General features: G+C 70.5%; 22 protein-coding genes and 1 riboswitch. Of the genes, 12 read left to right on the top strand and 10 right to left on the bottom strand.

Annotated elements, in window-relative coordinates; translation table 11 throughout:
- Positions 1-39 precede the first annotated feature (39 nt).
- Complete coding sequence (locus FFI87_RS12760) at positions 40-354, bottom strand: cell division protein ZapA (RefSeq protein ID WP_006478091.1); 315 nt, start codon at positions 352-354, stop codon at positions 40-42.
- Positions 351-701 (bottom strand): hypothetical protein, encoded by a 351-nt coding sequence (locus tag FFI87_RS12755; RefSeq protein ID WP_006750007.1) that lies wholly within the window; start codon positions 699-701, stop codon positions 351-353. The genes FFI87_RS12760 and FFI87_RS12755 overlap by 4 nt, the downstream gene beginning before the upstream one ends.
- 165 nt (positions 702-866) lie before the next feature.
- Positions 867-1,120: riboswitch (cobalamin riboswitch) on the top strand.
- Between the two features lie 61 nt (positions 1,121-1,181).
- Here FFI87_RS12755 and FFI87_RS12750 point away from each other — a divergent pair.
- From FFI87_RS12750 to cobC, 6 genes are all read left to right on the top strand, one after another.
- On the top strand, positions 1,182-1,622 hold the full coding sequence (locus tag FFI87_RS12750) for a hypothetical protein (RefSeq protein ID WP_138847311.1): 441 nt from the start codon (positions 1,182-1,184) through the stop codon (positions 1,620-1,622).
- Between the two features lie 344 nt (positions 1,623-1,966).
- Complete coding sequence (locus FFI87_RS12745; RefSeq protein ID WP_006750004.1) at positions 1,967-2,965, top strand: FecCD family ABC transporter permease; 999 nt, start codon at positions 1,967-1,969, stop codon at positions 2,963-2,965.
- Positions 2,962-3,774 carry an ABC transporter ATP-binding protein gene (locus FFI87_RS12740; protein WP_138847312.1) on the top strand — a complete coding sequence of 271 codons (813 nt, stop codon included), beginning with the start codon at positions 2,962-2,964 and terminating at the stop codon, positions 3,772-3,774. The genes FFI87_RS12745 and FFI87_RS12740 overlap by 4 nt, the downstream gene beginning before the upstream one ends.
- Positions 3,775-3,827: 53 nt before the next feature.
- Positions 3,828-4,883: a nicotinate-nucleotide--dimethylbenzimidazole phosphoribosyltransferase gene (cobT, locus tag FFI87_RS12735; protein WP_138847313.1), complete on the top strand. Its 1,056-nt coding sequence runs from the start codon at positions 3,828-3,830 to the stop codon at positions 4,881-4,883.
- Entirely contained in the window at positions 4,873-5,652 is a 780-nt protein-coding gene (locus FFI87_RS12730) for an adenosylcobinamide-GDP ribazoletransferase (RefSeq protein WP_138847314.1), read from the top strand. Before cobT ends, FFI87_RS12730 begins: the two co-directional genes overlap by 11 nt.
- Positions 5,637-6,221 (top strand): alpha-ribazole phosphatase, encoded by a 585-nt coding sequence (gene cobC, locus FFI87_RS12725; RefSeq protein WP_138847315.1) that lies wholly within the window; start codon positions 5,637-5,639, stop codon positions 6,219-6,221. The genes FFI87_RS12730 and cobC overlap by 16 nt, the downstream gene beginning before the upstream one ends.
- Positions 6,222-6,301: 80 nt before the next feature.
- On the opposite strand, the gene FFI87_RS12720 is transcribed toward cobC, so the two are convergent.
- From FFI87_RS12720 to cobU, 4 genes are read right to left on the bottom strand one after another with little or no spacing between them, the layout of a single operon-like run.
- A complete protein-coding gene (locus FFI87_RS12720; protein WP_138847316.1) occupies positions 6,302-7,228 on the bottom strand; it encodes a cobalamin-binding protein in 927 nt (308 codons plus the stop codon).
- Positions 7,225-8,244 (bottom strand): threonine-phosphate decarboxylase CobD, encoded by a 1,020-nt coding sequence (gene cobD, locus FFI87_RS12715; protein WP_138847317.1) that lies wholly within the window; start codon positions 8,242-8,244, stop codon positions 7,225-7,227. The genes FFI87_RS12720 and cobD overlap by 4 nt, the downstream gene beginning before the upstream one ends.
- Positions 8,237-9,181, bottom strand: a complete 945-nt coding sequence (gene cbiB / locus FFI87_RS12710) for an adenosylcobinamide-phosphate synthase CbiB (RefSeq protein ID WP_138847318.1) — start codon at positions 9,179-9,181, stop codon at positions 8,237-8,239. Before cbiB ends, cobD begins: the two co-directional genes overlap by 8 nt.
- Positions 9,175-9,735: a bifunctional adenosylcobinamide kinase/adenosylcobinamide-phosphate guanylyltransferase gene (gene cobU, locus FFI87_RS12705; RefSeq protein ID WP_138847319.1), complete on the bottom strand. Its 561-nt coding sequence runs from the start codon at positions 9,733-9,735 to the stop codon at positions 9,175-9,177. The genes cbiB and cobU overlap by 7 nt, the downstream gene beginning before the upstream one ends.
- Before the next feature lie 75 nt (positions 9,736-9,810).
- Between cobU and FFI87_RS12700 the strand changes: the two genes are divergently transcribed.
- From FFI87_RS12700 to FFI87_RS12690, 4 genes are all read left to right on the top strand, one after another.
- Entirely contained in the window at positions 9,811-11,313 is a 1,503-nt protein-coding gene (locus FFI87_RS12700; RefSeq protein WP_138847320.1) for a cobyric acid synthase, read from the top strand.
- Between the two features lie 84 nt (positions 11,314-11,397).
- On the top strand, positions 11,398-11,538 hold the full coding sequence (locus FFI87_RS34460) for a hypothetical protein (protein ID WP_012364465.1): 141 nt from the start codon (positions 11,398-11,400) through the stop codon (positions 11,536-11,538).
- Positions 11,539-11,700: 162 nt separating this feature from the next.
- A complete protein-coding gene (locus FFI87_RS12695) occupies positions 11,701-12,114 on the top strand; it encodes a DoxX family protein (RefSeq protein WP_138847321.1) in 414 nt (137 codons plus the stop codon).
- Positions 12,115-12,239: 125 nt separating this feature from the next.
- Complete coding sequence (locus FFI87_RS12690) at positions 12,240-12,899, top strand: ParA family protein (RefSeq protein ID WP_012364463.1); 660 nt, start codon at positions 12,240-12,242, stop codon at positions 12,897-12,899.
- Between the two features lie 201 nt (positions 12,900-13,100).
- Here FFI87_RS12690 and panD read toward each other — a convergent pair whose 3' ends face one another.
- From panD to FFI87_RS12670, 4 genes are all read right to left on the bottom strand, one after another.
- Positions 13,101-13,487 (bottom strand): aspartate 1-decarboxylase, encoded by a 387-nt coding sequence (gene panD / locus FFI87_RS12685; protein ID WP_006754524.1) that lies wholly within the window; start codon positions 13,485-13,487, stop codon positions 13,101-13,103.
- Positions 13,488-13,528: 41 nt separating this feature from the next.
- Positions 13,529-14,368 carry a pantoate--beta-alanine ligase gene (panC, locus tag FFI87_RS12680; RefSeq protein WP_012364461.1) on the bottom strand — a complete coding sequence of 280 codons (840 nt, stop codon included), beginning with the start codon at positions 14,366-14,368 and terminating at the stop codon, positions 13,529-13,531.
- A gap of 269 nt (positions 14,369-14,637) precedes the next feature.
- The gene (locus FFI87_RS12675; protein WP_006754526.1) at positions 14,638-15,510 is read right to left on the bottom strand and encodes a segregation and condensation protein A; all 873 of its coding nucleotides are present in this window, start codon (positions 15,508-15,510) and stop codon (positions 14,638-14,640) included.
- Positions 15,511-15,514: 4 nt separating this feature from the next.
- Complete coding sequence (locus FFI87_RS12670) at positions 15,515-15,703, bottom strand: DUF3460 family protein (protein WP_006761252.1); 189 nt, start codon at positions 15,701-15,703, stop codon at positions 15,515-15,517.
- Between the two features lie 264 nt (positions 15,704-15,967).
- On the opposite strand from FFI87_RS12670, the gene FFI87_RS12665 reads away from it, so the two are divergent.
- The gene (locus FFI87_RS12665; protein WP_138847322.1) at positions 15,968-17,803 is read left to right on the top strand and encodes an autotransporter assembly complex protein TamA; all 1,836 of its coding nucleotides are present in this window, start codon (positions 15,968-15,970) and stop codon (positions 17,801-17,803) included.
- A 28-nt stretch (positions 17,804-17,831) separates the two neighbouring features.
- Positions 17,832-21,914: a translocation/assembly module TamB domain-containing protein gene (locus tag FFI87_RS12660; RefSeq protein WP_138847323.1), complete on the top strand. Its 4,083-nt coding sequence runs from the start codon at positions 17,832-17,834 to the stop codon at positions 21,912-21,914.
- The last annotated feature ends 20 nt before the right edge of the window (positions 21,915-21,934 follow it).

The following is a 21,934-nucleotide window of genomic DNA, read 5'->3' as shown; positions in this document are numbered from 1 at the left end:
ATCGCCGAGATCAAGGGGAATCGACGCATCGATCAAACGTTACTGCGTCTCGTGCTGTGCGAGCACCGCGCCGAGCTGTTCGTTCATCTGGTGCATTGTACGACGGATTTCTTCCGCCGGAAATGCTTCACCGTGCCGCACGCTCGTTTGCAGTCGCAGCAATTCGGATGCGAGCGACAAGGCCGCCATCACCGCGATGCGATCGGTGCCGCGCACCGAGCTGTTCGAGCGGATTTTCGACATTTCGGCATCGACGCGCGCGACGGCCTCGAGCAGCGCTGCTTCGGTCTCGGCCGAGCAGGCGAGCCGATAGGGCTGACCGAGAATCGAGACTTCGATCTGCTTGGTGCTCATGCATGTTCTCCGTGGCTGGCCGCGTCGTCGCTATCCGGCCGCGCCTGCGCATCCAGCAGATCGAGCTGGTTGTCGGCCTGCTCGGCGCTCTTCGTGCGCGGCAGCTTTTCGAGAATCGCGTTCAGTTTGACCTGGGCGTCGTCGATCTTTGCCGACAGCGTGTCGCGCTCCGCCGCGAGTGCATTGCGTTCGTCGCGCAGTTGCGCGAGTTCCGCGCGGACGGTGTCCGCTTCCGCGCGCATTTGCGCGACCTGCTCCTCGAGCGCGAGCCGTTCCGAGTGATAGCGCTTGTTCAGCGAGATCAGACGGCCAATATTTTGAGATAAAGTTTCGAGTTCGTTGAGCATCTGCTGCGTCCTCTAAAGACCCAGCATTTTAGCGCGGAATAACGCGCATTCCGACATCTGTAACGTTTCCAGTCGTAACACCCCCGCTTCTTGCCGCGAATATGCGCGTCCGACGCGCTCCCGGCATGCGTCCGGACGCTTTCTTGACGCTCGTGCGGCCCGCTCCTAAACTGGCGCCGCCTCGGTGCTCGCGCGTGCGTCGCGCGGTTAAACGGGAAGCAGGGCGCGTGCTCCGCACGGAGATCGCCAACCTGCGCTGCCCCCGCAACGGTAAGCGGCCGCGTCGCATGACGCAGGCCGGCTCGGGCGCGTTTCGCGTGCAGGTCGCACGCGGGCGCGGGCCACTGCGCGTGAAACGCGCGGGAAGGCGAGCCGGCACGCCGCCAGCCCGGATACCGGCCGAGGCGAGGAGCCTGCGGCTTCATGACGCGCGGCCTGCGGGGAAGCGGGGCGCGCAGTGCATCACGGGACTTGTCTTCGATGCTGACCCCAATCGTTCGACCGGCGTTCGGTGCGCGCCGCGGTGTGCCGCTTGCCGCCGTCGCGCGGGCTGCGGCGTACGCCGATCCGCCCGGAGCGGCGACGTCGCACGTCGCGCGTCACGTGGCGCCGCGATTCGTCGCGCGGTGTACCGACGCACCGTTGCCGCCGAAAGGCGCCGTTGCCGAGCCGATCGTGCTTGACGGTGACGCCAGCGCGACGCCGATCGACCCGATGGGGCGGCTTCCACTATATTGCGCAGAGCGTCGGCCGCGCGAACGTGGGGCTCGCCGGATCGCGGCCGGGTGCGCGGCCATCTGTGCGGTGGTGTCGCGTCGGCTCGACCGACGCGGGAGCTGCCGCCACGTCGCGCGACGCGAGCGGCGAAACGCGGATTCGGGGGCGATCGCCGCACGCGGTATCGTGCGTCGATGGCGGTGAATTGCGCGTTCGGCGGCGCGTGGCGCCTGAGCCGTGCGCACAATGACTCGGGCGGCACGCGGCGTTGCGACGACGGTGTCGTCAATCCTGCGGCGCGCGATGACGACGCCTCGTGCACCGTATGAGCGCCGCGCGTGCCGCGTCGATCGGGGCCGCGCTCGTGGCCGTGGTCGCGCTGCTGTTCGGGGCCACCGGTCGTCCGTGCACACATCAACAACCTGCTCAACAAGGATGACGAGCTTGCGTATGCCTACAACACGCCGCGGCGCGATGCCCGTGCCGCGCACGGCCGGCAACGGCGACAAGCGACGACATCGTGCGTCATGCACGATGTCGTGCCCCGCATGAGCGCCGCGCGTGCCGCGTCGATCTGGGCCGCGCTCGCGGTCGTCGTCGCGCTGCTGTTCGTCGCGTCGCTGTCGATCGGCAGCGTGCCGATGTCGCCGTGGCAGGCGCTCGCATCGCTCGTGCCGCACGGCGGCGACGCGCTGTTCGCCGACATCGTGCGCACGCTGCGGCTGCCGCGTGCGCTCGCGGGCTTCGCCTGCGGCGCGCTGCTCGCGCTGGCCGGTGCGCTGCTGCAGGTGCTGCTGCGCAATCCGCTCGCGGAGCCGTACGTGCTCGGCGTATCCGGCGGGGCGGCCGGCTTCGCGCTCGTCGCGATGATCGCGGGCGCCGCGTGGTGGCTCGTCGATGCGTCCGCGTTCGCCGGCGCGCTGGTGTCGGTCGCGCTCGTGCTGGGGCTTGCTCGCCGCGAGCTGGGGCGCGGCGATTCGCGCGACGCGTCGCCGCGGCTGCTGCTCACGGGTGTCGTGATCGCGGCCGGGTGGGGCGCGCTCGTCACGCTGCTGCTGTCGCTCGCGCCCGATGCACGGCTGCGCGGCATCATCTTCTGGCTGACGGGCGACCTGAACGGCGTGACGGCACCCTGGTTCGCATGGGGCGCGCTGCTGCTGGCCGCATGCGTCGCGCTACCGGCCGCGCCGCAACTCAACGTGCTGCTGCGCGGCGACGCGACCGCGCTCGCGCTCGGCGTGCCGGTCGCGCGGCTGCGCATGCGGATCTACCTCGTCGCGTCGCTGGCCGCCGCGGCCGCGGTGACGACGGCCGGCACGATCGGTTTCGTCGGCCTCGTCGTGCCGCACGCGCTGCGGCTCGCGTTCGGCAACGACCAGCGCATGCTGCTGCCCGCCGCGATGCTCGCGGGCGGCGGTGGCGTGATGGCGGCCGACCTGCTCGCGCGCACCGCGATCGCACCGGCGCAATTGCCGGTCGGCGTGATGACCGCGTTGATCGGCGTGCCGGTGTTCCTGTGGATGTTGCTGAGGAGACCGATGCGATGACGCACGCCGCACCGCACACCGCCGGCGACATGACCTGCGCGGCGGTCGACCTGACGCTGAAGGCCGGCGAACGCACGCTGCTCGACGGCTTCACGCAGGCGTTCCGGCCCGGCGAGATCTGGTGCGTCGCGGGGCCGAACGGCGCCGGCAAGACGACGCTGCTCGCGACGCTCGCGGGCCTGCGGCAGCCGGCCGGCGGTCACGTCGAGATCGACCGCGTGCCACTCGCCGCGTGGCCGCCCGAACAGCTCGCACGGCGCCGCGCGCTGATGCCGCAGCAATTGCACGACGCGTTCAGCGCGACCGTATTCGACACGGTGCTGCTCAACCGCTTTCCGTATCTCGGCGGCTGGGGCTGGGAGCGCGACGGCGACCGCGCGGCCGCGCGCGATGCGCTCGCGACGTTCGGGCTGAGCGCGCTCGCGTCGCGCGACGTGCTGTCGCTGTCGGGCGGCGAGCGGCAGCGCGTCGCGCTGGCCGCGACGCTGTGCCAGGACGCGCCGCTGATGCTGCTCGACGAGCCGCTCGCCCATCTCGACCTGCATCACCAGATCGATGGCCTCACCGCGCTGTGCACGTGGCTCGACGCGGGCCCGCGCACGGTGCTGTTCTCGTGTCACGACCTGAATCTCGCGCGGCGTTTCGCGACGCACGCGCTGTTGCTCGACGGCCGCGGCCATGCGTGGGCGGGCCCCGTGCACGACGTGCTGACGCCGGCGCGCGCGAGCGACGCGTTCGGCTACCCGCTCGTGCTGATCCGCGAGAACGGTCGCGACGCGCTGCTGCCCGCGTGGCCCGAGCGGCGATGAACTTCCTTCTTTCGATGCGCGGCACCGGCCGCGCCAACGAGGTAAACCTTCCGATGACGAATCCGACCGACTTCCCGCCCGCGATCGCGCCGCTCGACGACGCGCTGCGCAAGCGCCTGCAGCATGTGATCGATCACAAGACCAAGCCGCCCGGCAGCCTCGGCCAGCTCGAGGCGATCGCGTTGCAGATCGGCCTGATCCAGCGCACCGAGCGGCCGCACGTGCAGCGTCCCGTGACGATCGTGTTCGCCGGCGACCACGGGATCGCGGCCGAGGGCGTGAGCCCGTATCCGCAGGCGGTCACCGCGCAGATGGTCGCGAACTTCCTGGCCGGCGGCGCGGCGATCAATGCGTTCTCGGGTGTCGCGCAGTGCGTGCTCGAGATCGTCGACGCGGGCGTCGCGTCGCCGCTGCCGGTATCCGACCGGCTCGTGTCGCTGCCGGTTGGGCACGGCACGCGCAACTTCGCGGCCGAACCCGCGATGACGCGCGACGAGGCGGCGACGGCGCTCGCGGCTGGTGCCGCGCGCGTGCGCCTGCACGCGTCGCTCGGCACGAACGTGATCGGCTTCGGCGAAATGGGGATCGCGAACACGTCGTCGGCCGCGTGCCTGATGAGCCGCCTGCTCGACGTGCCGATCGACGCGTGCGTGGGGCGCGGCACCGGCCTCGACGACCAGGGGCTCGCGCACAAGCGCGCGGTGCTCGGCCGCGCGCTGGTCCGGCATTCGCACGCGATCGCGCCGCTCGACGTGCTCGCGACGTTCGGCGGCTTCGAGATCGCGATGATGACGGGCGCGTATCTCGCGGCCGCGAGCGAGCGGATGACGATCCTCGTCGACGGCTTCATCGCGACGGCGGCGCTGCTCGTCGCCGAGCGCATCGCGCCCGGGGTGCGCGACTACTGCGTGTTCTCGCATGCGTCGCACGAGGCCGGCCACCGGCGCATGCTCGAGCATTTCGGTGCGAAGCCGCTGCTCGCGCTCGACCTGCGGCTCGGCGAAGGCACGGGCGCCGCGCTCGCGCTGCCGCTGGTGCGCGCGGCGGCCGCGTTCCTCACCGAGATGGCGAGCTTCGAATCCGCGGGCGTCGACAATCGTGACGCCTGAGCGCGCGCGCGGCGGCGTACGCGCCGAACTGCGCTACTTCTTCGTCGCGCTCGGCTATTTCACGCGCGTGCCGGTGCCGCGCGCGATCGGCTATGCGGCCGGCGATCTCGATCAGGCCGCGCGTTACTTCCCGCTCATCGGCGCATGCGTCGGCGCGTGGGGCGCGCTCGTCTATCTTGCGGCGCTGCGCGTGCTGCCCGCGTCGATCGCGGTCGGCCTGTCGATGGCCGCGACGCTGCTCGCAACCGGCGCGTTCCATGAGGACGGCCTGGCCGACAGCTGCGATGCGTTCGGTGGCGGCTATACGCGCGAAGACGTGCTGCGGATCATGCACGACTCGCGCATCGGCACGTTCGGCGCGGCCGCGCTCGTGATCACGCTCGGCCTGAAATGGCAGGCGCTCGCGGCCATGCCGCCGCTGCGCGCCGCGTGGACGATGGTCGCCGCGCATGCGGCGAGCCGGGCGGCAGCCGTGAGCCTGCTGATGTCGCTCGACTACGTTCGGCCGGAGGGCAAGGCGAAGCCGGTCGCGCAGCGCATGGGCGCGCGCGCGGCCTGGGTCGCGGCCGCATTCGGGCTGCCGTGGCTGTTGTGGCCGGACTGGCGCGCGGGCGTCGCGGCCTTCGTCGCGCTCGTGCTCGTGCGGGCATGGGCGGCCCGCTATTTCGTGAAGCGGATCGGCGGTTATACCGGCGACTGTCTCGGCTTCGCGCAGCAACTGAGTGAACTCGCGATCTATCTGGTGGTGCTCGGATGGATCTCGTCCTGATTCGCCATCCGGCCGTCGATATCGAGCCGGGCGTGTGTTACGGATGCAGCGACGTGCCGCTCGCCGCGTCGGCCGACGCGGGCGCGCGGGCCGTGCGCGAGCGCCTGGCGGCGCTTGGGGCGCCGTTGCCCGAGCAGGTCTGGACGAGCCCGCTGATACGCTGCGCGTCGGTCGCCGAGCGGCTCGCGCAGGAGTTGGACGTGCCGCTGCGACGCGACGCAGGCTGGCAGGAAATGGACTTCGGCGCGTGGGAGCTGCAGCGCTGGGACGATATCGACCGCGCCGCGCTCGATGCGTGGGCGGCCGACCTGATGCATGCGTGCGCGCATGGCGGCGAAAGCGTTGCACGGTTCGCCGAGCGTGTCGCGCGGACTGCGGACGCGGTCGCGCCGACCGACGCGCCGCAATGGGTACTTACGCATGCAGGCGTGATTCGCGTGCTCGCCGCGCACGCGTTGCGTGTGCCGCTCGATACGCTGCTGTCGCGGCCGGTGCCGACGGCCGGTGTCGTGTGGTTGCGCAGGGATGATGCCGCGCGCACGTGGGAAGTCGTCCACTGGGACGCGTAGGCGAAGCGCATGCTCGCCTGAAGTGCGCAAGTGCGCAAGTGCGCAAGTGCGCAAGCGCGGAAGCGCGTGGAAGCCGGAAATCAGCGCGCCGGCCGCCGCGCCCGCGCCGCTTCGAGATCCTCGCACAGCGCGGCCGCGCCTTGTGCGATCCGCGGTGACGGCCGGGTCAGCAGATCGCCGTCGATCGCGAACAGGTTGTTGCGCGCCACGGCCGTCAGCGCGGGCCATGCGCGCCAGCGCGCGAGGTTCGGCAGCGGCGCGTCCGAGCGCGTCGCGCCGGCGCTCGTCGTCACGATCGCTTCCGGATTGGCCGCGAGCACGGCCTCGTCGGTGACGCTCGGCGCGAGCGGCTTCAGCGCCGCGAACACGTTGCGGCCGCCGCACAGCGTAATGACTTCGTTGAACAGGTGCGCGCCGTTGAGCGTCGTCAGCGGCCGGTCCCATACCTGGAAGAACATCGTGACGGGTGCGCGCGCCGCGTAGCGTGCGCGCAGCGCCGCGATGTCGCGCGAGAACGATGCCGCGGCCGCGTCGGCGACCGGTGCCGTGCCGAGCAGCGTACCGAGCTGGCGCAGCGACGTCGCCACGTCGTCGAGGTGCTTCGGTTCACTGAAGAACAGCGGGATGTGCAGCGCCCGCAGCGCATCGGTCTGCCGTTCGGCATTGCCGTGCCGCCAGACGACGATCAGGTCCGGCTTCAGCGCGGCGATCCGCTCGAGGTCGAGCGCCTTGTTGTCGCCGACGCGCGGCACGGCCTGCGCGGCGGGGGGATAGTCGCTGTACGTGACCGTGCCGACCAGCTTCGCGCCGCCGCCGGCCGCGTAGACCAGTTCGGTCGCATGCGGCGCGAGACTGATCACGCGCTGCGCCGGGGCGGGCAGTGTGACGGTATTGCCTGCATCGTCGCGGGCCGTGACGTCGGCGTGCGCGACGGGCGCGTGCACGAGCGCGACCAGCGTCGCGAGCGGCAGCAGCGGGCGCAACAGGCGCAACAGGCGAGCATTCATACGGATGCCTGTTGCAGCATCGGGACGCATTCCGCGAGCGCGCCGGCGACCCGCCGCCATTCGGCTTCGCAGCCCGGCAGGCCGACGCGCACGCTCGACGGTTGCGCGAAGTACCGCGTCCAGATTCCGCGCGCGGCGAGCGCGGCATGCAACGCGGCGGCGCGCGGGTCGTCGGTCCAGCTGAAGAGCGGTGTCGCGTGCACCGCGAAGCCGTGCGTGCGCAACAGCGCGGCGAGTCGTTCGCCGTCAGTTGCGAGCCGTTCGCGCGCGGCCGCCTGCCATGCGCGATCGGCGAACGCGGCGGTGACCGCGTGACGCGCGGGGCCGCTGACGGTCCATGCGCCGAGCACGTCGCGCAGCGCGGCGATCAGGTCCGGATGCGCGAGCACGAAGCCCGCGCGAATGCCGGCGAGCCCGAAGAACTTGCCGACCGAGCGCAGCACGACCAGACCCTGATGATCGGTGTGCTGCGCGAGCGATGGCGTGGCGCCCGTATCGGAAAAGGCCTCGTCGATGATCAGCGTGCCGTCGCGTGCCGACAGCTGCGCATGCCAGCCGAGCAGCCGTTCGACCGGCACGCATTCAGCGGTCGGATTATTCGGATTCCCGACGATGACGTGACGCACCGTTGCCGGCAACATGTTCGCGTCGATGTCGAGCGGCACGACGCGATGGCCGTGGCGCGCGAAGGCAGGTGCGTATTCGCCATACGCGAGTGCCGCGACGCCGGCGTCGCCGGTGGGCAGCAGCGCGGGCAACGCGCGGATCGCGGCCTGGCTGCCGGCGACCGGCAGCACGTGTGCTGCATCGGGCGCGTGATAGTAGCCGGCCGCGCACGCGGCGAGCGCATCGCCGTCGTCGGGCAGCCGGCGCCAAGCGTCGGCCGGGACCGGCGGCACCGGATAGCCGACCGGATTGATGCCGGTCGACAGGTCGAGCCAGTCGTCGTGCGGAATGCCGTGGCGGCGCGCGGCTTCGTGCAGGTTGCCGCCATGCGGGATGCGTGCGTCAGACATGATGGGTAGCGAGGATGAGTGCGCCGCTCGCGACGAGCAGCGCGAGCCACAGCGCGAGCGTGCGCGTGACGAGCGACAGCGCGGCGACGACGTGCACGGCCGTCGCGCTCGCGCCGGTGCCGAGCGCGGGACGGTCTTCGATTTCGCCGTGATAGACGGCCGGGCCGCCGAGCTGCACGTTCAGGCTGCCGGCGCCTGCGGCCATCACGGGGCCGGCGTTCGGGCTGTCCCAGTGGCGTGCCTGCGTGCGCCAGCAGCGCCACGCGGCGGCCGTATCGCCGAGCAGCGCGTAGCTCGCGGCGGTGAGGCGGGCGGGAATCCAGTTGAGCGCGTCGTCGAGGCGCGCGGCGGCCCAGCCGAAGGTCAGGAAGCGCGGCGTGCGGTACCCCCACATCGCGTCGAGCGTGTTCGCGAGCCGGAACAGCAGCGCGCCGGGGCCGCCCGCGACCACGAACCAGAACAGCGCGCCGAAGATCGCGTCGTTGCCGTTCTCGAGCGCCGATTCGACGGCCGCGCGCGACAGCGCGCCTTCGTCGGCTTCGCTCGTGTCGCGCGACACGATGCGCGCGGTCAGCGCGCGTGCGGCGTCGAGATCGTGCCGCAGCAGCGCGGCGGCGATCGGGGCGACGTGATCGGCGAGGCTCTTCGCGCCGAGCGCGAACCACAGCAGCACGACGTGCAGCGCGGCCGCGAGCGGCCAGGGCAGCACGGCCGCGAGCCACGCGGCGACGGCCACCGGCGGCACCACCGCCGCGACCCATGCGGCGACGCCGACCACGCGGCCGCGCCGGCCCGTGTTCAGCGCGGCTTCGATGCGGCCGGCGAGCCGGCCGAACGCGACGAGCGGATGCCAGCCGGCCGGTTCGCCGACGATGCGATCGACGATCACGGCCGCGACCGCGAGCATCGCGACGACGGGCAGCGACAGCATCAGCATGACGGTGCTCCGGCCTTGAGCTCGAGCGGCAGCCCGGCCACCAGCAGCGTCACGCGGGTCGCGAGCGCGGCGATGCGCTGGTTCAGGCGCCCGAGCTCGTCGACGTAGCGGCGCGTGACCGATCCGAGCGGCACGACGCCGAGCCCGATTTCATTGCTGACGACGATCACCTTCGCGCGCGCGTTGCGCAACGCGTGTTCGAGCCGCTCGACCTGCGCCGCGTACTGCGCGTCGTCGAGCGGTTGGCCGTCGAGCGGGCACAGCAGGTTCGTGAGCCACAGCGTCAGGCAGTCGACGAGCAGGCACGCGCGCGGATCGTCGAGCCGCGCGAGCGTACCGGCGAGGTCGACGGGCGCGTCGGCGAAGCCCCAGTCGGCCGGCCGGCGCGCGCGGTGATGCGCGATGCGTTGTTCGAACTCGGCATCGGCGGCGCTCGCGGTTGCGGTCGCGATATAGGTGACGGAGCGGCCGCTGTCGGCGGCGAGCCGCTCGGCGTGCGCGCTCTTGCCCGAACGCGCGCCGCCGAGGACGAAGGTGAGGTCGTGCGAAATCATCGCGTGATTGTAACGGCGCGCGCGCGGCGGCGCGGGCGATAATGCGGCCTTTGCTTCGCCACGACCTTGCACACGATGAACGCACCCGAAGCGCCGCCGCGCGGCACGTTGATGATCCAGGGCACGACGTCCGACGCGGGCAAGAGCACGCTCGTCGCGGGCCTGTGCCGCCTCGCGCGCCGCGCGGGCGCGCGCGTCGCGCCGTTCAAGCCGCAGAACATGGCGCTGAACAGCGCGGTGACGGCCGACGGCGGCGAGATCGGCCGCGCGCAGGCGCTGCAGGCGCTCGCCGCGGGCGTCGCGCCCCATACCGATTTCAACCCGGTGCTGCTGAAGCCGACGAGCGATCGCGGCGCGCAGGTGATCATTCACGGCAAGGCGCGCATGAACCTCGATGCGCGTGCGTACCACGACTACAAGCCGGTCGCGTTCGACGCGGTGCTCGAATCATACGCGCGGCTGCGCGCCGGCTACGACACGGTGCTCGTCGAAGGCGCGGGCAGCCCGGCCGAGATCAATCTGCGCGAAGGCGACATCGCGAACATGGGTTTCGCCGAACGCGTCGATTGCCCGGTCGTGCTCGTGGCCGACATCGATCGCGGCGGCGTATTCGCGCACCTGGTCGGCACGCTCGCGTGCCTGTCTGACAGCGAGCGCGCGCGCGTGCGCGGTTTCGTCATCAACCGCTTTCGCGGCGACATCAAGCTGCTCGAGCCGGGTCTCGACTGGCTGCGCGCGCAGACGGGCAAGCCGGTATTCGGCGTGCTGCCGTACCTGCACGGGCTGCTGCTCGACGCCGAGGACATGCTGCCGTCGCAGGCGCGCAGCGCCGCCGCGCGCGGCGACGCCGGCGTGCTGCGCGTGGTGGTGCCCGCGCTGCCGCGGATCAGCAACCACACCGATTTCGATCCGCTGCGCGCGCATCCGCAGGTCGAGTGCACGTACTGGAAGAGCGGCCCGGTGCCGGACGCCGACCTGCTGATCCTGCCCGGCTCGAAGAGCGTGCAGCGCGATCTCGCATGGCTGCGCGACGCGGGCTGGGACACGGTGATCCGCCGGCACCTGCGCTATGGCGGCAAGGTGATCGGCATCTGCGGCGGGATGCAGATGCTTGGCCGCACGCTCGACGATCCGCTGGGCCTCGAGGGCGCGCCCGGCAGCGTGCCGGGGCTCGGGCTGCTCGACTTCGACACGACGCTGCAGCCGGACAAGACGCTGAAGAACGTGACCGGGCATCTCGCGCTGCCCGGCGCGGCCGCCGTGCACGGCTATGAGATCCACATGGGCGACACGCGCGGGCCGGCGCTCGCGGCACCCGCGCTGACGCTGGCGGCGGGCGGCGCATCGGATGGCGTGCGCCCGGACGGCGCGGTGTCGGCCGACGGGCAGATCCTCGCGACCTACGTGCACGGGCTGTTCGATGCACCTGACGCGTGCGCGGTGCTGCTCGCGTGGGCCGGGCTCGACGGCGCGGAACGCATCGACTACCCGGCGCTGCGCGAAGCGTCGCTGGAGCGGCTGGCCGATTCGTTCGCCGAGCATCTCGACCTGCGCGCGCTGTACGCCGAGTTCCGCTGACGCGCGGCGCGGCCGGCCTGGCATTTTGCGCAGGATCGCGTACAACTCACAGGTGGGCGGAGGTCCGCCCGAAGGAGCGCGACGATGAAGGCTCGATGGTGGTTGAGCGTGCTGCTCGCGGCGCTGCTGGGCGCGTCGGCGCTTGCGCATGCGTGCGACTCGTATGCACCGGGTGGCGGTCCGGCCGGCTCGGGCGACGCGACACAAGGCAAGAGCGGCGGCTGACAGGCGTAGGCGAGACAGGACGCAGGGCATGATCGGTCATGCCCTTTTTTACGGCCTGATTCGTTCTCATTGGGAATCAATTAAAGCGTTGGCGCGTGTTTATCGGCCGAATCGATTCGAATAGAGTGCAATCCATTCTCAGCCACTCACAAGGAATTCGCCATGAACCCCAATCGCCTGAACGATCTCGGCGCGACGCTGCTGCGTGTCGCACTCGGCGTGCTGTATCTCGCGCACGTCGCGCAGAAGGTGTTCGTCTTCACGCTGCCCGGCACCGCGCAGTTCTTCGCGTCGATCGGCCTGCCGGGCTGGCTCGCGTACGTGACGACGTTCGTCGAACTGGCTGGCGGCCTCGCGTTGCTGGCGGGCTTCCGCGTGCGCGTCGTCGCGCTCGTGCTGCTGCCGTTCATGCTCGGCGCGGTGTCCGCGCATCTGCCGAACGGCTGGAGCTTCGGGTCGCCGAACGGCGGCTGGGAATACCCGGCGTTCTGGGCCGTCACGCTGGCCGTGCAGGCGCTGCTGGGCGGCGGCGCGTTCGCGCTCGGCGCACTGCGCACCGCGACGCGGGCCGCATAAACGGGGCGGGCATCGGCGCGACCCGTTCCGGTGACCCCCCGTTTGCCGATATCATCGCTCCCTGTATCCGCAATCGAGCGGCGCCTGCGAGGCGGCAGGCGCCGCGCGGCTTTTTGGGGGAATTCATGACGGTCATCGTGGTGGCGAATCCGAAGGGCGGCGTGGGGAAGAGCACGCTGTCCACCAATCTTGCCGGCTATTTCGCGGCGCAGGGCGCATGGGTCGCGCTCGCCGATCTCGATCGGCAGCAGTCCGCGCATGCGTGGCTCGACCTGCGGCCGGCCGGTCTGCCGGCGATCGAGGCGTGGGCGCTCGATCCGGACGCGCCGTCGAAGCCGCCGCGCGGCCTCGAATATGCGGTGATCGACACGCCGGCCGGCCTGCACGGCAACCGGCTCAGCGTCGCGCTGCAACTCGCCGACAAGGTCATCGTGCCGCTGCAGCCGTCGATGTTCGATATTCTCGCGACCCAGCAGTTTCTGGAGCGCCTCGCCGGCGAGAAGGCCGTGCGCAAGGGCAGCGTCGAGGTCGGGATCGTCGGGATGCGGGTCGACGCGCGCACGCGCTCGTCCGACCAGCTGCATCGTTTCGTCGAGGGGCTCGGGCTGCCGGTGCTCGGCTATGTGCGCGACACGCAGAACTACGTGCAGATCGCCGCGCACGGCCTGACGCTGTGGGACGTCGCGAAGAGCCGCGTCGAGAAGGATCTCGAGCAGTGGCGGCCGATCGTCGAATGGGCCGAGCGGCGCGCGCCGAAAGCGGAGAAGGTCGGCAAGGCGTCCTGACCGGGCTGGGCCGAACCCGGCCCAACCCCGCGGCGGCGAAGCGGCGAACCCGATCGAATGACGAAGGGCCTGATCCGGCATCGCGCCGGATCAGGCCCTTCGTACGTCTACGTCTACGGCTACACGACACGGCCGCCACGGCGCGCGGCGCGCCGCGATACAACAAGCCAGCGTGTCGCGACACGCCGACGGCCGCCTCGATCAGGTCCAGTTCTGCGTCGGCACGTGATCGCGGTGGCCCTTGATCTTGTTGCCTTCGTCGATGAACACGAGCTTCGGCTTCCAGCCGGCCTGCAGCTCGGCTTCGTCGACCATCGCGAACGCCGCGATGATCACGAGGTCGCCGAGTTGGGCGCGGCGCGCGGCCGAGCCGTTCAGCGAGATCATCCCGCTGCCGCGCTCGCCCTTGATCGCATACGTCGAGAAGCGCTCGCCGTTGTTGATGTTCCAGATATCGATCCGTTCGTTTTCGACGAGGTTCGCCGCTTCGAGCAGGTCTTCGTCGATCGCGCACGAGCCTTCGTAATGCAGCTCGCAGTGCGTGACGGCCGCGCGGTGGATCTTCGATTTGAGCATATGGCGCTGCATGGTATCTCCGTGATGCGTGAGAGGCGAGGGCGGGCGGCCCGTCAGATTTCCAGGTTGTCGATCAGGCGCGTCGCGCCGAGCTTCGCGGCCGCGAGCACGACGAGCGGCTCGCCGGCTTCGAGTTCGGCGGCGCTCGGCGCGATCAGGTTCGCGCGGCGGCGGATCGAGATGTAGTCGGGCGCCCAGCCGCGCTCGGCCAGGTGCGTGCGCGCAGTCTGCTCGAGCTTGCCGAGGTCGCGTTCGCCGCCGAGCACGCCGTCGCGCACGCGCTGCAGCGTTTTCGCGAGTTCGGGTGCTTCCTTGCGCTCGTCGGTCGTCAGATAGCGGTTGCGCGACGACAGCGCGAGGCCGTCCTCGTCGCGCACCGTCTCGGCCGCGATGATGTCGACCGGCAGCGCGAGCTGCTGGCACATCCGGCGCACGATCATCAGCTGCTGGTAGTCCTTCTTGCCGAACACGGCGACGCGCGGCTGCACGCAGGACATCAGCTTCGTGACGACCGTGCACACGCCGGCGAAGAAGCCGGGGCGGAACTCGCCCTCGAGGATCCCGCCGAGGTCGTCCGGCGGCAGCACGCGGTACTCCTGCGGCTCCGGATACATGTCGCGCTCGGTCGGCGCGAACAGCACGTAGACGTTTTCCTTCTGCAGCTTCTCGATGTCGTCCTGCAGCGTGCGCGGATATTTGTCGAAATCCTCGTTCGGGCCGAACTGCAGCCGGTTGACGAAGATGCTCGCCACGACCGGGTCGCCGTGCTGGCGCGCGAGGCGCATCAGCGACAGGTGACCTTCGTGCAGGTTGCCCATCGTCGGCACGAACGCCGTGCGGTTCTGGCCGCGCAACTGGTCGCGCAGTTCCTGGATCGAGCTGATGACTTTCATGATCGGGTAGCGGGTTCCTCGCGCATGCGCGCGTTGGCGCCGCAACAGCGGCGTCGGGGTCGAAGCGGAGAACGCCGGCGCGCGGGCGGCGCATCGGGCGTCGGCGGATTGTAGAGGATTTGGCCGCCGGGTGCATCGAAAAAAGAACGATCGTTCACTTTTTAATCGGGCGTGCCGCTGGCCGGCCGTGCGGGCGGGCCCGGCGGCGCAATGCAGTGCGTGGAGGTGTGGGGCGGTGCGCGGGGACGACCCGGGCGCGGCGGCGCGCGTTACGCGGGCAGGTAGGCGAGGCGCACGTAGATCGGCGCGAACGGTTCGGCCTGCGTGATCTCGAGCAGCGATTCGCGCGCGAGCTCGAGCATCGCGATGAAGTTCACGACGACGACAGGCACGCCGCGCGACGTGTCGAACAGGTCGGCGAACTCCATGAAGCGTGCATTCTGCAGCCGGCGCAGGATCAGGCTCATGTGTTCGCGCACCGACAGCTCCTCGCGGGAGATCTTGTGGTGCTGGACGAGCTTCGCGCGCTTGAGCACGTCGGCCCACGCGGCGCGCAGGTCGTTCGAATCGACGTCCGGGAAGCGCGGCGTGGTGCTCTGCTCGATGTAGACCTCGGCGCGCAGGAAGTCGCGGCCGAGCTGCGGCAACTGGTCGAGGCGCTGCGCGGCAAGCTTCATCTGCTCGTACTCGAGCAGGCGGCGCACGAGTTCCGCGCGCGGATCCTCGGCTTCCTCGCCGGTATCGGCCTTCTTGACCGGCAGCAGCATCCGCGACTTGATCTCGATCAGCATCGCGGCCATCAGCAGGTATTCGGCGGCCAGCTCGAGGTTCGACGTGCGGATCTGGTCGACATAACCGAGATATTGCGCGGTGACCTGCGCCATCGGGATGTCGAGCACGTTGAAGTTTTGCTTGCGGATCAGGTACAGCAGCAGGTCGAGCGGGCCTTCGAACGTCTCGAGGAAGATCTCAAGCGCATCGGGCGGGATGTAGAGATCCTGCGGCAGCTTGAAGAGCGGCTCGCCGTACAGGCGTGCGAACGCCGCGACGCCGTCGACCGTGTCGGGCGTCGAATCGGCGCCCGCGGGCGCGGCGATCGCGTCGTCCTGCGGGGCGGCGCTGGCCTCGTCGGCGGCGCTCACGTGCTTAGAAGTTCTGGTAGTAGACGTAGGACGTTTGCTTCACGCGCGATTCCTGCTGCTCGGCGCGCTCGTCGAGGTCGATCGGCTGCTTGTCCCACAGCAGGGAGCGGCCCTTGCGTTGCTCGGCTTCGAGCGTCGGCTTCTGTTGCTTGAGCTGATTCAGGAATTGCGTGACGTCGGACTGATACGGCATGGCTTGGCTTTCCGTTTCGGGGGGCGCACGATGCGCCGGATTCTCGATGGCGGGATTTTACCGCATCGCGGGGAACAGCCGGCGGCAATCGCGCGTCGAATCCGCTGGCCGGCGCGTGCGGCGCGACTGGCAGCGCGTGACCGGCCGGTCACGCGCGTCGTTGCGCGCAAGCGTCAAAGCGGCGCCGGCGCGGGCAGGGATGCCGCCCTGTGGTCAAATACAGGGCTTTCCACGAAACCATGACAACCGAGGGCGAGGTCATATTTGGCGGGTCAGGCGAACCAGCAAGCATATCCGGCGCATGAGGCGGCGCCGCGCGAACCGCGCGCGGCCCGGCACGCGGGTGATCGCGCGCGGCGCGGCGTCGCTACCGCGGCCCGGGCCGCCGTCGTGGGCTGTCTCGCCGCGTGCGTCGTATTGCCGGCCTACGCGAAGTACGACGTCGACATCGACGCGCCGCGCTCGATCCGCAAGCTCCTCAAGGCCCATCTCGACATCGCGCGCTTCGCGAAGCGCGACGACATCAGCGACGACCAGTTCGACTTCCTCGTGACCGCCACGCCGCAGGAGGTTCGCGACCTGGCAGCGACAGCCGGCTATTTTTCGCCGGTCGTGCGTACCGACGTGCGCACGCGCGACGGCAAGCGCGACGTGCGCGTCGCCGTCGATCCGGGGCCGCAGACCGTCGTGTCGACGGTCGACCTGACGTTCAAGGGGCCCGTCGACACCGAGGATCCGAAGCAGGAGACCGCGACCCGCTTCGCGTTCTCGCTGAAGCCCGGCGATCCGTTCACGCAGTCCGGCTGGGACACCGCAAAGGGCGAGGCGCTCAAGCAATTGCAGTCGCGCCGCTACCTGGGCGCGAAGATCACGTCGTCGGAGGCGCGCATCGACCCGCGCACGCAGCGCGCGACGCTGGCCGTCGCGTTCGATAGCGGCCCGACATTTACGATTGGCAAGGTTGATGTCGATGGCGTGCGCCGCTATCCGGAGAAGATCGTCACGAACGTCAACCCGCTGTCCGAAGGCGAGATCTACGACGCGCGGCGCATCACCGAGCTGCAGCGGCAACTGCAGAACACGCCGTACTACGCAAGCGTCGCGATCGACGTCGGCGACGATACGTCGAAGCCCGAGCTCACGCCCGTGCACGTGAAGGTCAGCGAGTTCCCGTACAACAACATTCGCGGCGGCGTCGGCTACGCGACCGACACGGGCCCGCACGTGCAGGGCTCGTACACGTACCTCGATACGTTCGGCGCCGCATGGCCGTTCACCGTGTCCGGCCGGGTCGACCAGATCCAGCAGTATGGCCAGGTGCAGCTGTCGATGCCGCCCGGCGAGAAAGGGTGGACCAACAGCGTGCTCGCGTCGTACACGAACACCAACGTGTCGGACACGCGCATCTACAGCGCGCGGATCGGCGCGCAGCGCACGCGCACCGGCCAGTTCATCGACTACGCGTACTCGCTGATGTACTACCAGGACCGGCTCGACCAGAACGGCGCGGGCCCGACCACGAGCCGCGCGCTGGTGCCGCAGTGGTCATGGACACGCCGCAACGTCGACGATCCGCTGTTCCCGCGCTCGGGCAACCTGATCCACGCGGAGGCCGGCTTCGCGATCAAGGGCGTGCTGACCGACCAGACCTTCATCCGCGGTTACGCGCGCGGTCAGCAGTACGTGCCGATCGGCAAGCGCGACCTGTTCGTGTTCCGCGCGGAGCTCGGCGGTGTGTTCACGAGCGGCAGCTCGACCGGCGTGCCGGCGTCGCTGCTGTTCCGCGCGGGCGGCTCGAACTCGGTGCGCGGCTACGGTTACCAGAGCATCGGCAACAGCGTCGCAGGCTCCGTGCTGCCGACCAAGTACCTGATGACGGGCACCGCCGAATACCAGCACTGGTTCAACCGCGACTGGGGCGCCGCGACGTTCTTCGACATCGGCACCGCGACCGATGCGTGGGGCGAGAAGGTGTTCTACCCGGGTGTCGGCATCGGCGCGCGCTGGCGCAGCCCGGTCGGCCCGATCAACGTCGACGTCGCGTACGGGCTGCGCAACCACAGCGTGCGCCCGTACCTGACGCTCGGCATCGCTTTCTGACCTTATTGCCCGATCCACGACGAACCGCATGACGAAGGACCCGAACGACACGCCGCCGCCTCACGATCCGGATTCGCCCGAGCGCGCGCCCGACGCGCCGCCGCGCGCACCGCGCCGCGGGCGGGCGGTCCGGGTCGTCGCGTGGACGCTCGCGACGGTCGTGCTGCTCGTCGTGCTGGCGGTCGGGCTCGTGCTGGCCGCCGCGACGACCGAGCGCGGCACGCGGCTCGCCTGGCAGACGGCCGTGCGCGTGCTGGGCGCTCGGCTGACGGGCACGCTGGAAGGCGGCGCGCTCGCGACCGGCGTGCGGCTGCGCGGCTTCGCGTGGACCAGCCCCGGCGGCGCCGGCACCGAAGTGCGGATCGACCGGCTCGAGGGCCGCTGGGCGCTGACCCGCGCGCCGTGGCGACTGTCTGTCGCGTACCTGCGCGCGGGCACGATCGACGTGCGGATCGTGCCGGGGCCGTCGAAACCGGCCACGACACCGCAGGACCTGAGCCTGCCGCTGCAGGTGCGGATCGACGACCTGCGCGTCGATCACCTGGCGATCCACGAAGGCAGCTCGACGACGCAGCTCGACCATCTCGCGCTGAACGGCCGCAGCGACGGCCGTCACCATGAACTCGCGCTCGACGGCGTCGACACGCCGTACGGCGCGCTGACCGCGCGCGCGAAGCTCGACGGCGTGAAGCCGTTCGCGCTGACGGGCAACGCGACCTACGTGGGCAAGCTCGCGGACGAAGCGGTCAACGCGAGCGCGAACGTATCGGGTTCGCTCGAGGCGCTGGTCGCCGACGTCGCCGCGAGCGGGATGAAGCTGCACGGGCGCGCGCACGTCGAGGCCGCGCCGTTCGGCGCGGTGCCGCTCACGCGGGCGTCGATCGCGTTCGAGCACGTGAATCCGCAGGCGATTTCGCCGGGCGCGCCGGCCGCCGATCTCGCGGTGCGCGCGGAGCTGGCGCCCGTGACTGCGCCGGCCGGCGCCGCACCGGCGCAGGGCTTCGCGGTGACGGGCCCCGTGTCGATCGTCAACGCGAAGCCCGGCTTGCTCGGCGAGCACCTGCTGCCGGTCGTCGACGCGCATGCGACCGTGAATCTCGACGCGCACGCGCAGCGGATCGACGGCCTCGCGGTGAAGCTGATCCGCGACGGCAGCGTGACCGGCAGCGGCACGCTGACGGGCGGCAAGGGCCGCTTCGACCTGCAGGTCGCGAATCTCGACCTCAATGCATTCGTCGCGCAATTGCGGCCGATGCGCCTCGGCGGCCCGCTCGGCGTGACGCTCGCGGGCGACGTGACGACCGTCGACTTCAACCTGAACGATCCGAAGCTCGCGCTCGGCGCGCGTGCGAAGGTCGCGCTGACCGCGCAGCAGACGGTGCTGACCGATGCGCGCGTGACGGCCGGCAAGGGCCGTATCGACCTGACGGGCGTGTTCCGCCACGACGCGCATTCGAGCTACGACGCGAAGGCGACGCTGACGGCGTTCGATCCGCTGCTGCTCGCCGCGATGAATGCGCCGAGTGCGGCTGGCGGCAAGCTGGGTGCAAAAACGGCTGCAAAGCCGGCCAAGACGGCGAACGCGGCCAAAGCGACCAAGGCGCCGGTCAAGCACGGCGAGACGCGCGTATCGGGCACGCTGACGGCCTCCGGCGCGTTCGCGCCGCAAGTGTCGACGAAGGCGACCTTCAAGCTCGGCGACAGCCTGTACGACGGCGTGCCGCTGACCGGCGCCGGCGTCGTGCAGCTGGCCGGCCCGCGGATCCTGCCGAGCAACGCGACCCTGTCGATCGCGGGCAACCACGTCGATCTGCGCGGCAGCTTCGGCGCGCCTGGCGACCGGCTGCGCTTCGTCGTCGATGCGCCGCAGCTCGACCGGCTCGGCTTCGGCATGCAGGGGCTGGTGCAGGCGCAGGGCGAGCTGACCGGCAGCTTCGCGCATCCGAACGTGACGGGCACCTACAAGGCCCAGCACGTCGTGGTCGGCTCGAACCGGATCGGCGCCGCGCAGGGCCGCGCCGACATCCGCGACGGCGCGCACGGCGCGCTCGTGTTCACGGCCGACGCGACCGACCTCGCGCTCGGCTCGCTGCAATTGAAATCGCTGCGCGCGAACCTCGACGGCACGCGCGCGAAGCACACGCTCGATGCGTCGGCGATGGGGATCGCCGACGGCCGCGTGATCAACCTGACGCTCGCGGCGAACGGCGGCGTGGTCGAGAACCGCGACGGGATGCGCTGGGACGGCACCGTCACGCGCCTCGCGAACCGCGGCACGCCGGCGCTCGCGCTGCAGGCGCCGCTCACCATATCGGCCGGTGCCGGTCGCGTGACGCTCGGCGCGACGCGGCTCACGCTCGAAGGCGCGTCGATCGACCTGAAGTCGTTCGTGTTCGATCGCGGCCAGATGCGCTCGGCAGGCTCCGTGCGCGATGCATCGGTCGCGCGTTTCCTCGAGGTCCGCCAGGCGCTGACGGGCCAGCGGCCGCCGGTGCGTACCGACGTCGTGCTCGATGCCGACTGGGACTTCTCGCTCGGCGCGAATGCGACCGGCCATGTGCAGATGAAGCGGCGCGGCGGCGACGTGACGATCGAGAGCGGCCGCGGCATTGCGTCGCTCGGGCTGACCGACCTGTCCGCGCGCGCGACCTTCGCACCCGGCAACCGGCTCAACGTGGTAGCGCTCGCGAAGGCGAACCGGATCGGCACGCTCGCCGCGAACGTCACCGTCCCGTTCGCGCTGCGCGACGGCGTGTTCGGCGTCGTCGACGATGGTCCGCTGTCGGGCCGCATCGACGCCGACATTCCGTCGCTGAAGGCGACCGGCAACCTGTTCGGGCCGAGCTACCTGCTCGGCGGGCGCGCGGCGCTGCACCTGACGGTCGCGGGCACGCCGGTGAAGCCGAACGTGTCGGGGAGCCTCACGGGCGACGACCTGTCCGCGACGCTGGTCGACCAGGGCGTGCAGCTGAAGGACGGCATCGTGCGCGTGAAGCTCGCGGAGAACCTCGTCGAATTCCAGCAGGTCGAGTTCCACGGCGGCGACGGCACGCTGCGCGCGATCGGCCGAGTGCGTCTCGACGGCGCGGCGCCGGACCTGACCGCGAGCATCGTCGCGGACAAGCTCGAGTTGTTCGCGGCGCCGGACCGCAAGCTGTCGCTGTCGGGCAAGGCGACCGTCGCGAACGACGGGCCGCGCGGCGCGTTGGCGATCGACGGCAAGTTCGTCGTCGACCGCGCGCTGTTCGACCTGCCGGAGGACGGCGCGCCGCATCTGTCCGACGACGTCGTGATCGTGCGCCCGGACGGCACGGTGCGCGGCGACGTGCAGACGGGCACCGCGGTCGCGAAGCCGCAGAAGGTCGACGAAAAGCCGGCGCCGTCGCTCGCGCCGCGCGCCAACATCGACATCGGCCTCGGCAACAACTTCCGCTTCCGGGGCCACGGCGCGGACCTCGGGCTGCGCGGCACGATCACCGTGATGAGCGCGCCGGGCGTGCCGCTACGCGCGGTCGGCAACGTGCGCGTGACGGAGGGGTCGACCTATACGTCGTTCGGCCGCAAGCTCGCGGTCGAGAACGGGTTCTTCACGTTCAACGGCCCGGTGTCGAATCCGGGCATCAACATCCTCGCGATGCGGCGCAACCAGGAGGTCGAGGCCGGCGTGCAGGTCATCGGCACGATCCAGTCGCCGACGGTCAAGCTCGTGTCCGAGCCGAACGTCACCGACAACGAGAAGCTGTCGTGGCTGCTGTTCGGTCACGGCACCGATCAGGGCAACAACGTCGGCCAGCAGAATGCGATGACCGCCGCGCTTGCGCTGCTCGGCAGCGCGACCGGCAAGCGGGTCGCGCAGAGTATCGGTCTCGACGAATTCTCGATCGGCCGCAGCGACGTCGGCCTGACCGATGCGCAGGTCGTGCAGATCTCGAAGGCGATCAACGAGCGCTTCGTGCTCGGTTACGAGCAAGGGCTGCAATCGGCGAGCAACGCGTTCAAGGCGACCATCAACCTGACGCGCTTCTGGTCGGTGTCCGCGTATGGCGGCACGTTCCAGGGCGTCGACCTGAACTACACGCGGCGCTTCGATCGCTGGTTCAGCCAGCGGTGATCAAGGGGCGCGGTCCGGCC

Source organism: Burkholderia sp. KBS0801 (assembly GCF_005937855.2).
Classification (GTDB): domain Bacteria; phylum Pseudomonadota; class Gammaproteobacteria; order Burkholderiales; family Burkholderiaceae; genus Burkholderia; species Burkholderia ambifaria.
This window is presented reverse-complemented; position numbering and strand designations above follow the sequence as displayed.

Excerpts from the sequence above, each read along its gene's own strand:
- FFI87_RS12720 (WP_138847316.1), bottom strand. The coding sequence starts at position 7,228 with ATGAATGCTCGCCTGTTGCGCCTGTTGCGCCCGCTGCTGCCGCTCGCG.
- FFI87_RS12695 (WP_138847321.1), top strand. The coding sequence starts at position 11,701 with ATGAACCCCAATCGCCTGAACGATCTCGGCGCGACGCTGCTGCGTGTC.
- panC (WP_012364461.1), bottom strand. The coding sequence starts at position 14,368 with ATGAAAGTCATCAGCTCGATCCAGGAACTGCGCGACCAGTTGCGCGGC.
- cobC (WP_138847315.1), top strand. The coding sequence starts at position 5,637 with ATGGATCTCGTCCTGATTCGCCATCCGGCCGTCGATATCGAGCCGGGC.
- FFI87_RS12750 (WP_138847311.1), top strand. The coding sequence starts at position 1,182 with ATGCTGACCCCAATCGTTCGACCGGCGTTCGGTGCGCGCCGCGGTGTG.
- cbiB (WP_138847318.1), bottom strand. The coding sequence starts at position 9,181 with ATGCTGATGCTGTCGCTGCCCGTCGTCGCGATGCTCGCGGTCGCGGCC.
- FFI87_RS12745 (WP_006750004.1), top strand. The coding sequence starts at position 1,967 with ATGAGCGCCGCGCGTGCCGCGTCGATCTGGGCCGCGCTCGCGGTCGTC.
- FFI87_RS12670 (WP_006761252.1), bottom strand. The coding sequence starts at position 15,703 with ATGCCGTATCAGTCCGACGTCACGCAATTCCTGAATCAGCTCAAGCAA.
- FFI87_RS12740 (WP_138847312.1), top strand. The coding sequence starts at position 2,962 with ATGACGCACGCCGCACCGCACACCGCCGGCGACATGACCTGCGCGGCG.
- cobU (WP_138847319.1), bottom strand. The coding sequence starts at position 9,735 with ATGATTTCGCACGACCTCACCTTCGTCCTCGGCGGCGCGCGTTCGGGC.
- FFI87_RS12700 (WP_138847320.1), top strand. The coding sequence starts at position 9,811 with ATGAACGCACCCGAAGCGCCGCCGCGCGGCACGTTGATGATCCAGGGC.
- FFI87_RS12690 (WP_012364463.1), top strand. The coding sequence starts at position 12,240 with ATGACGGTCATCGTGGTGGCGAATCCGAAGGGCGGCGTGGGGAAGAGC.
- cobD (WP_138847317.1), bottom strand. The coding sequence starts at position 8,244 with ATGTCTGACGCACGCATCCCGCATGGCGGCAACCTGCACGAAGCCGCG.
- FFI87_RS12760 (WP_006478091.1), bottom strand. The coding sequence starts at position 354 with ATGAGCACCAAGCAGATCGAAGTCTCGATTCTCGGTCAGCCCTATCGG.
- cobT (WP_138847313.1), top strand. The coding sequence starts at position 3,828 with ATGACGAATCCGACCGACTTCCCGCCCGCGATCGCGCCGCTCGACGAC.
- FFI87_RS12755 (WP_006750007.1), bottom strand. The coding sequence starts at position 701 with ATGCTCAACGAACTCGAAACTTTATCTCAAAATATTGGCCGTCTGATC.
- FFI87_RS12660 (WP_138847323.1), top strand. The coding sequence starts at position 17,832 with ATGACGAAGGACCCGAACGACACGCCGCCGCCTCACGATCCGGATTCG.
- FFI87_RS34460 (WP_012364465.1), top strand. The coding sequence starts at position 11,398 with ATGAAGGCTCGATGGTGGTTGAGCGTGCTGCTCGCGGCGCTGCTGGGC.
- panD (WP_006754524.1), bottom strand. The coding sequence starts at position 13,487 with ATGCAGCGCCATATGCTCAAATCGAAGATCCACCGCGCGGCCGTCACG.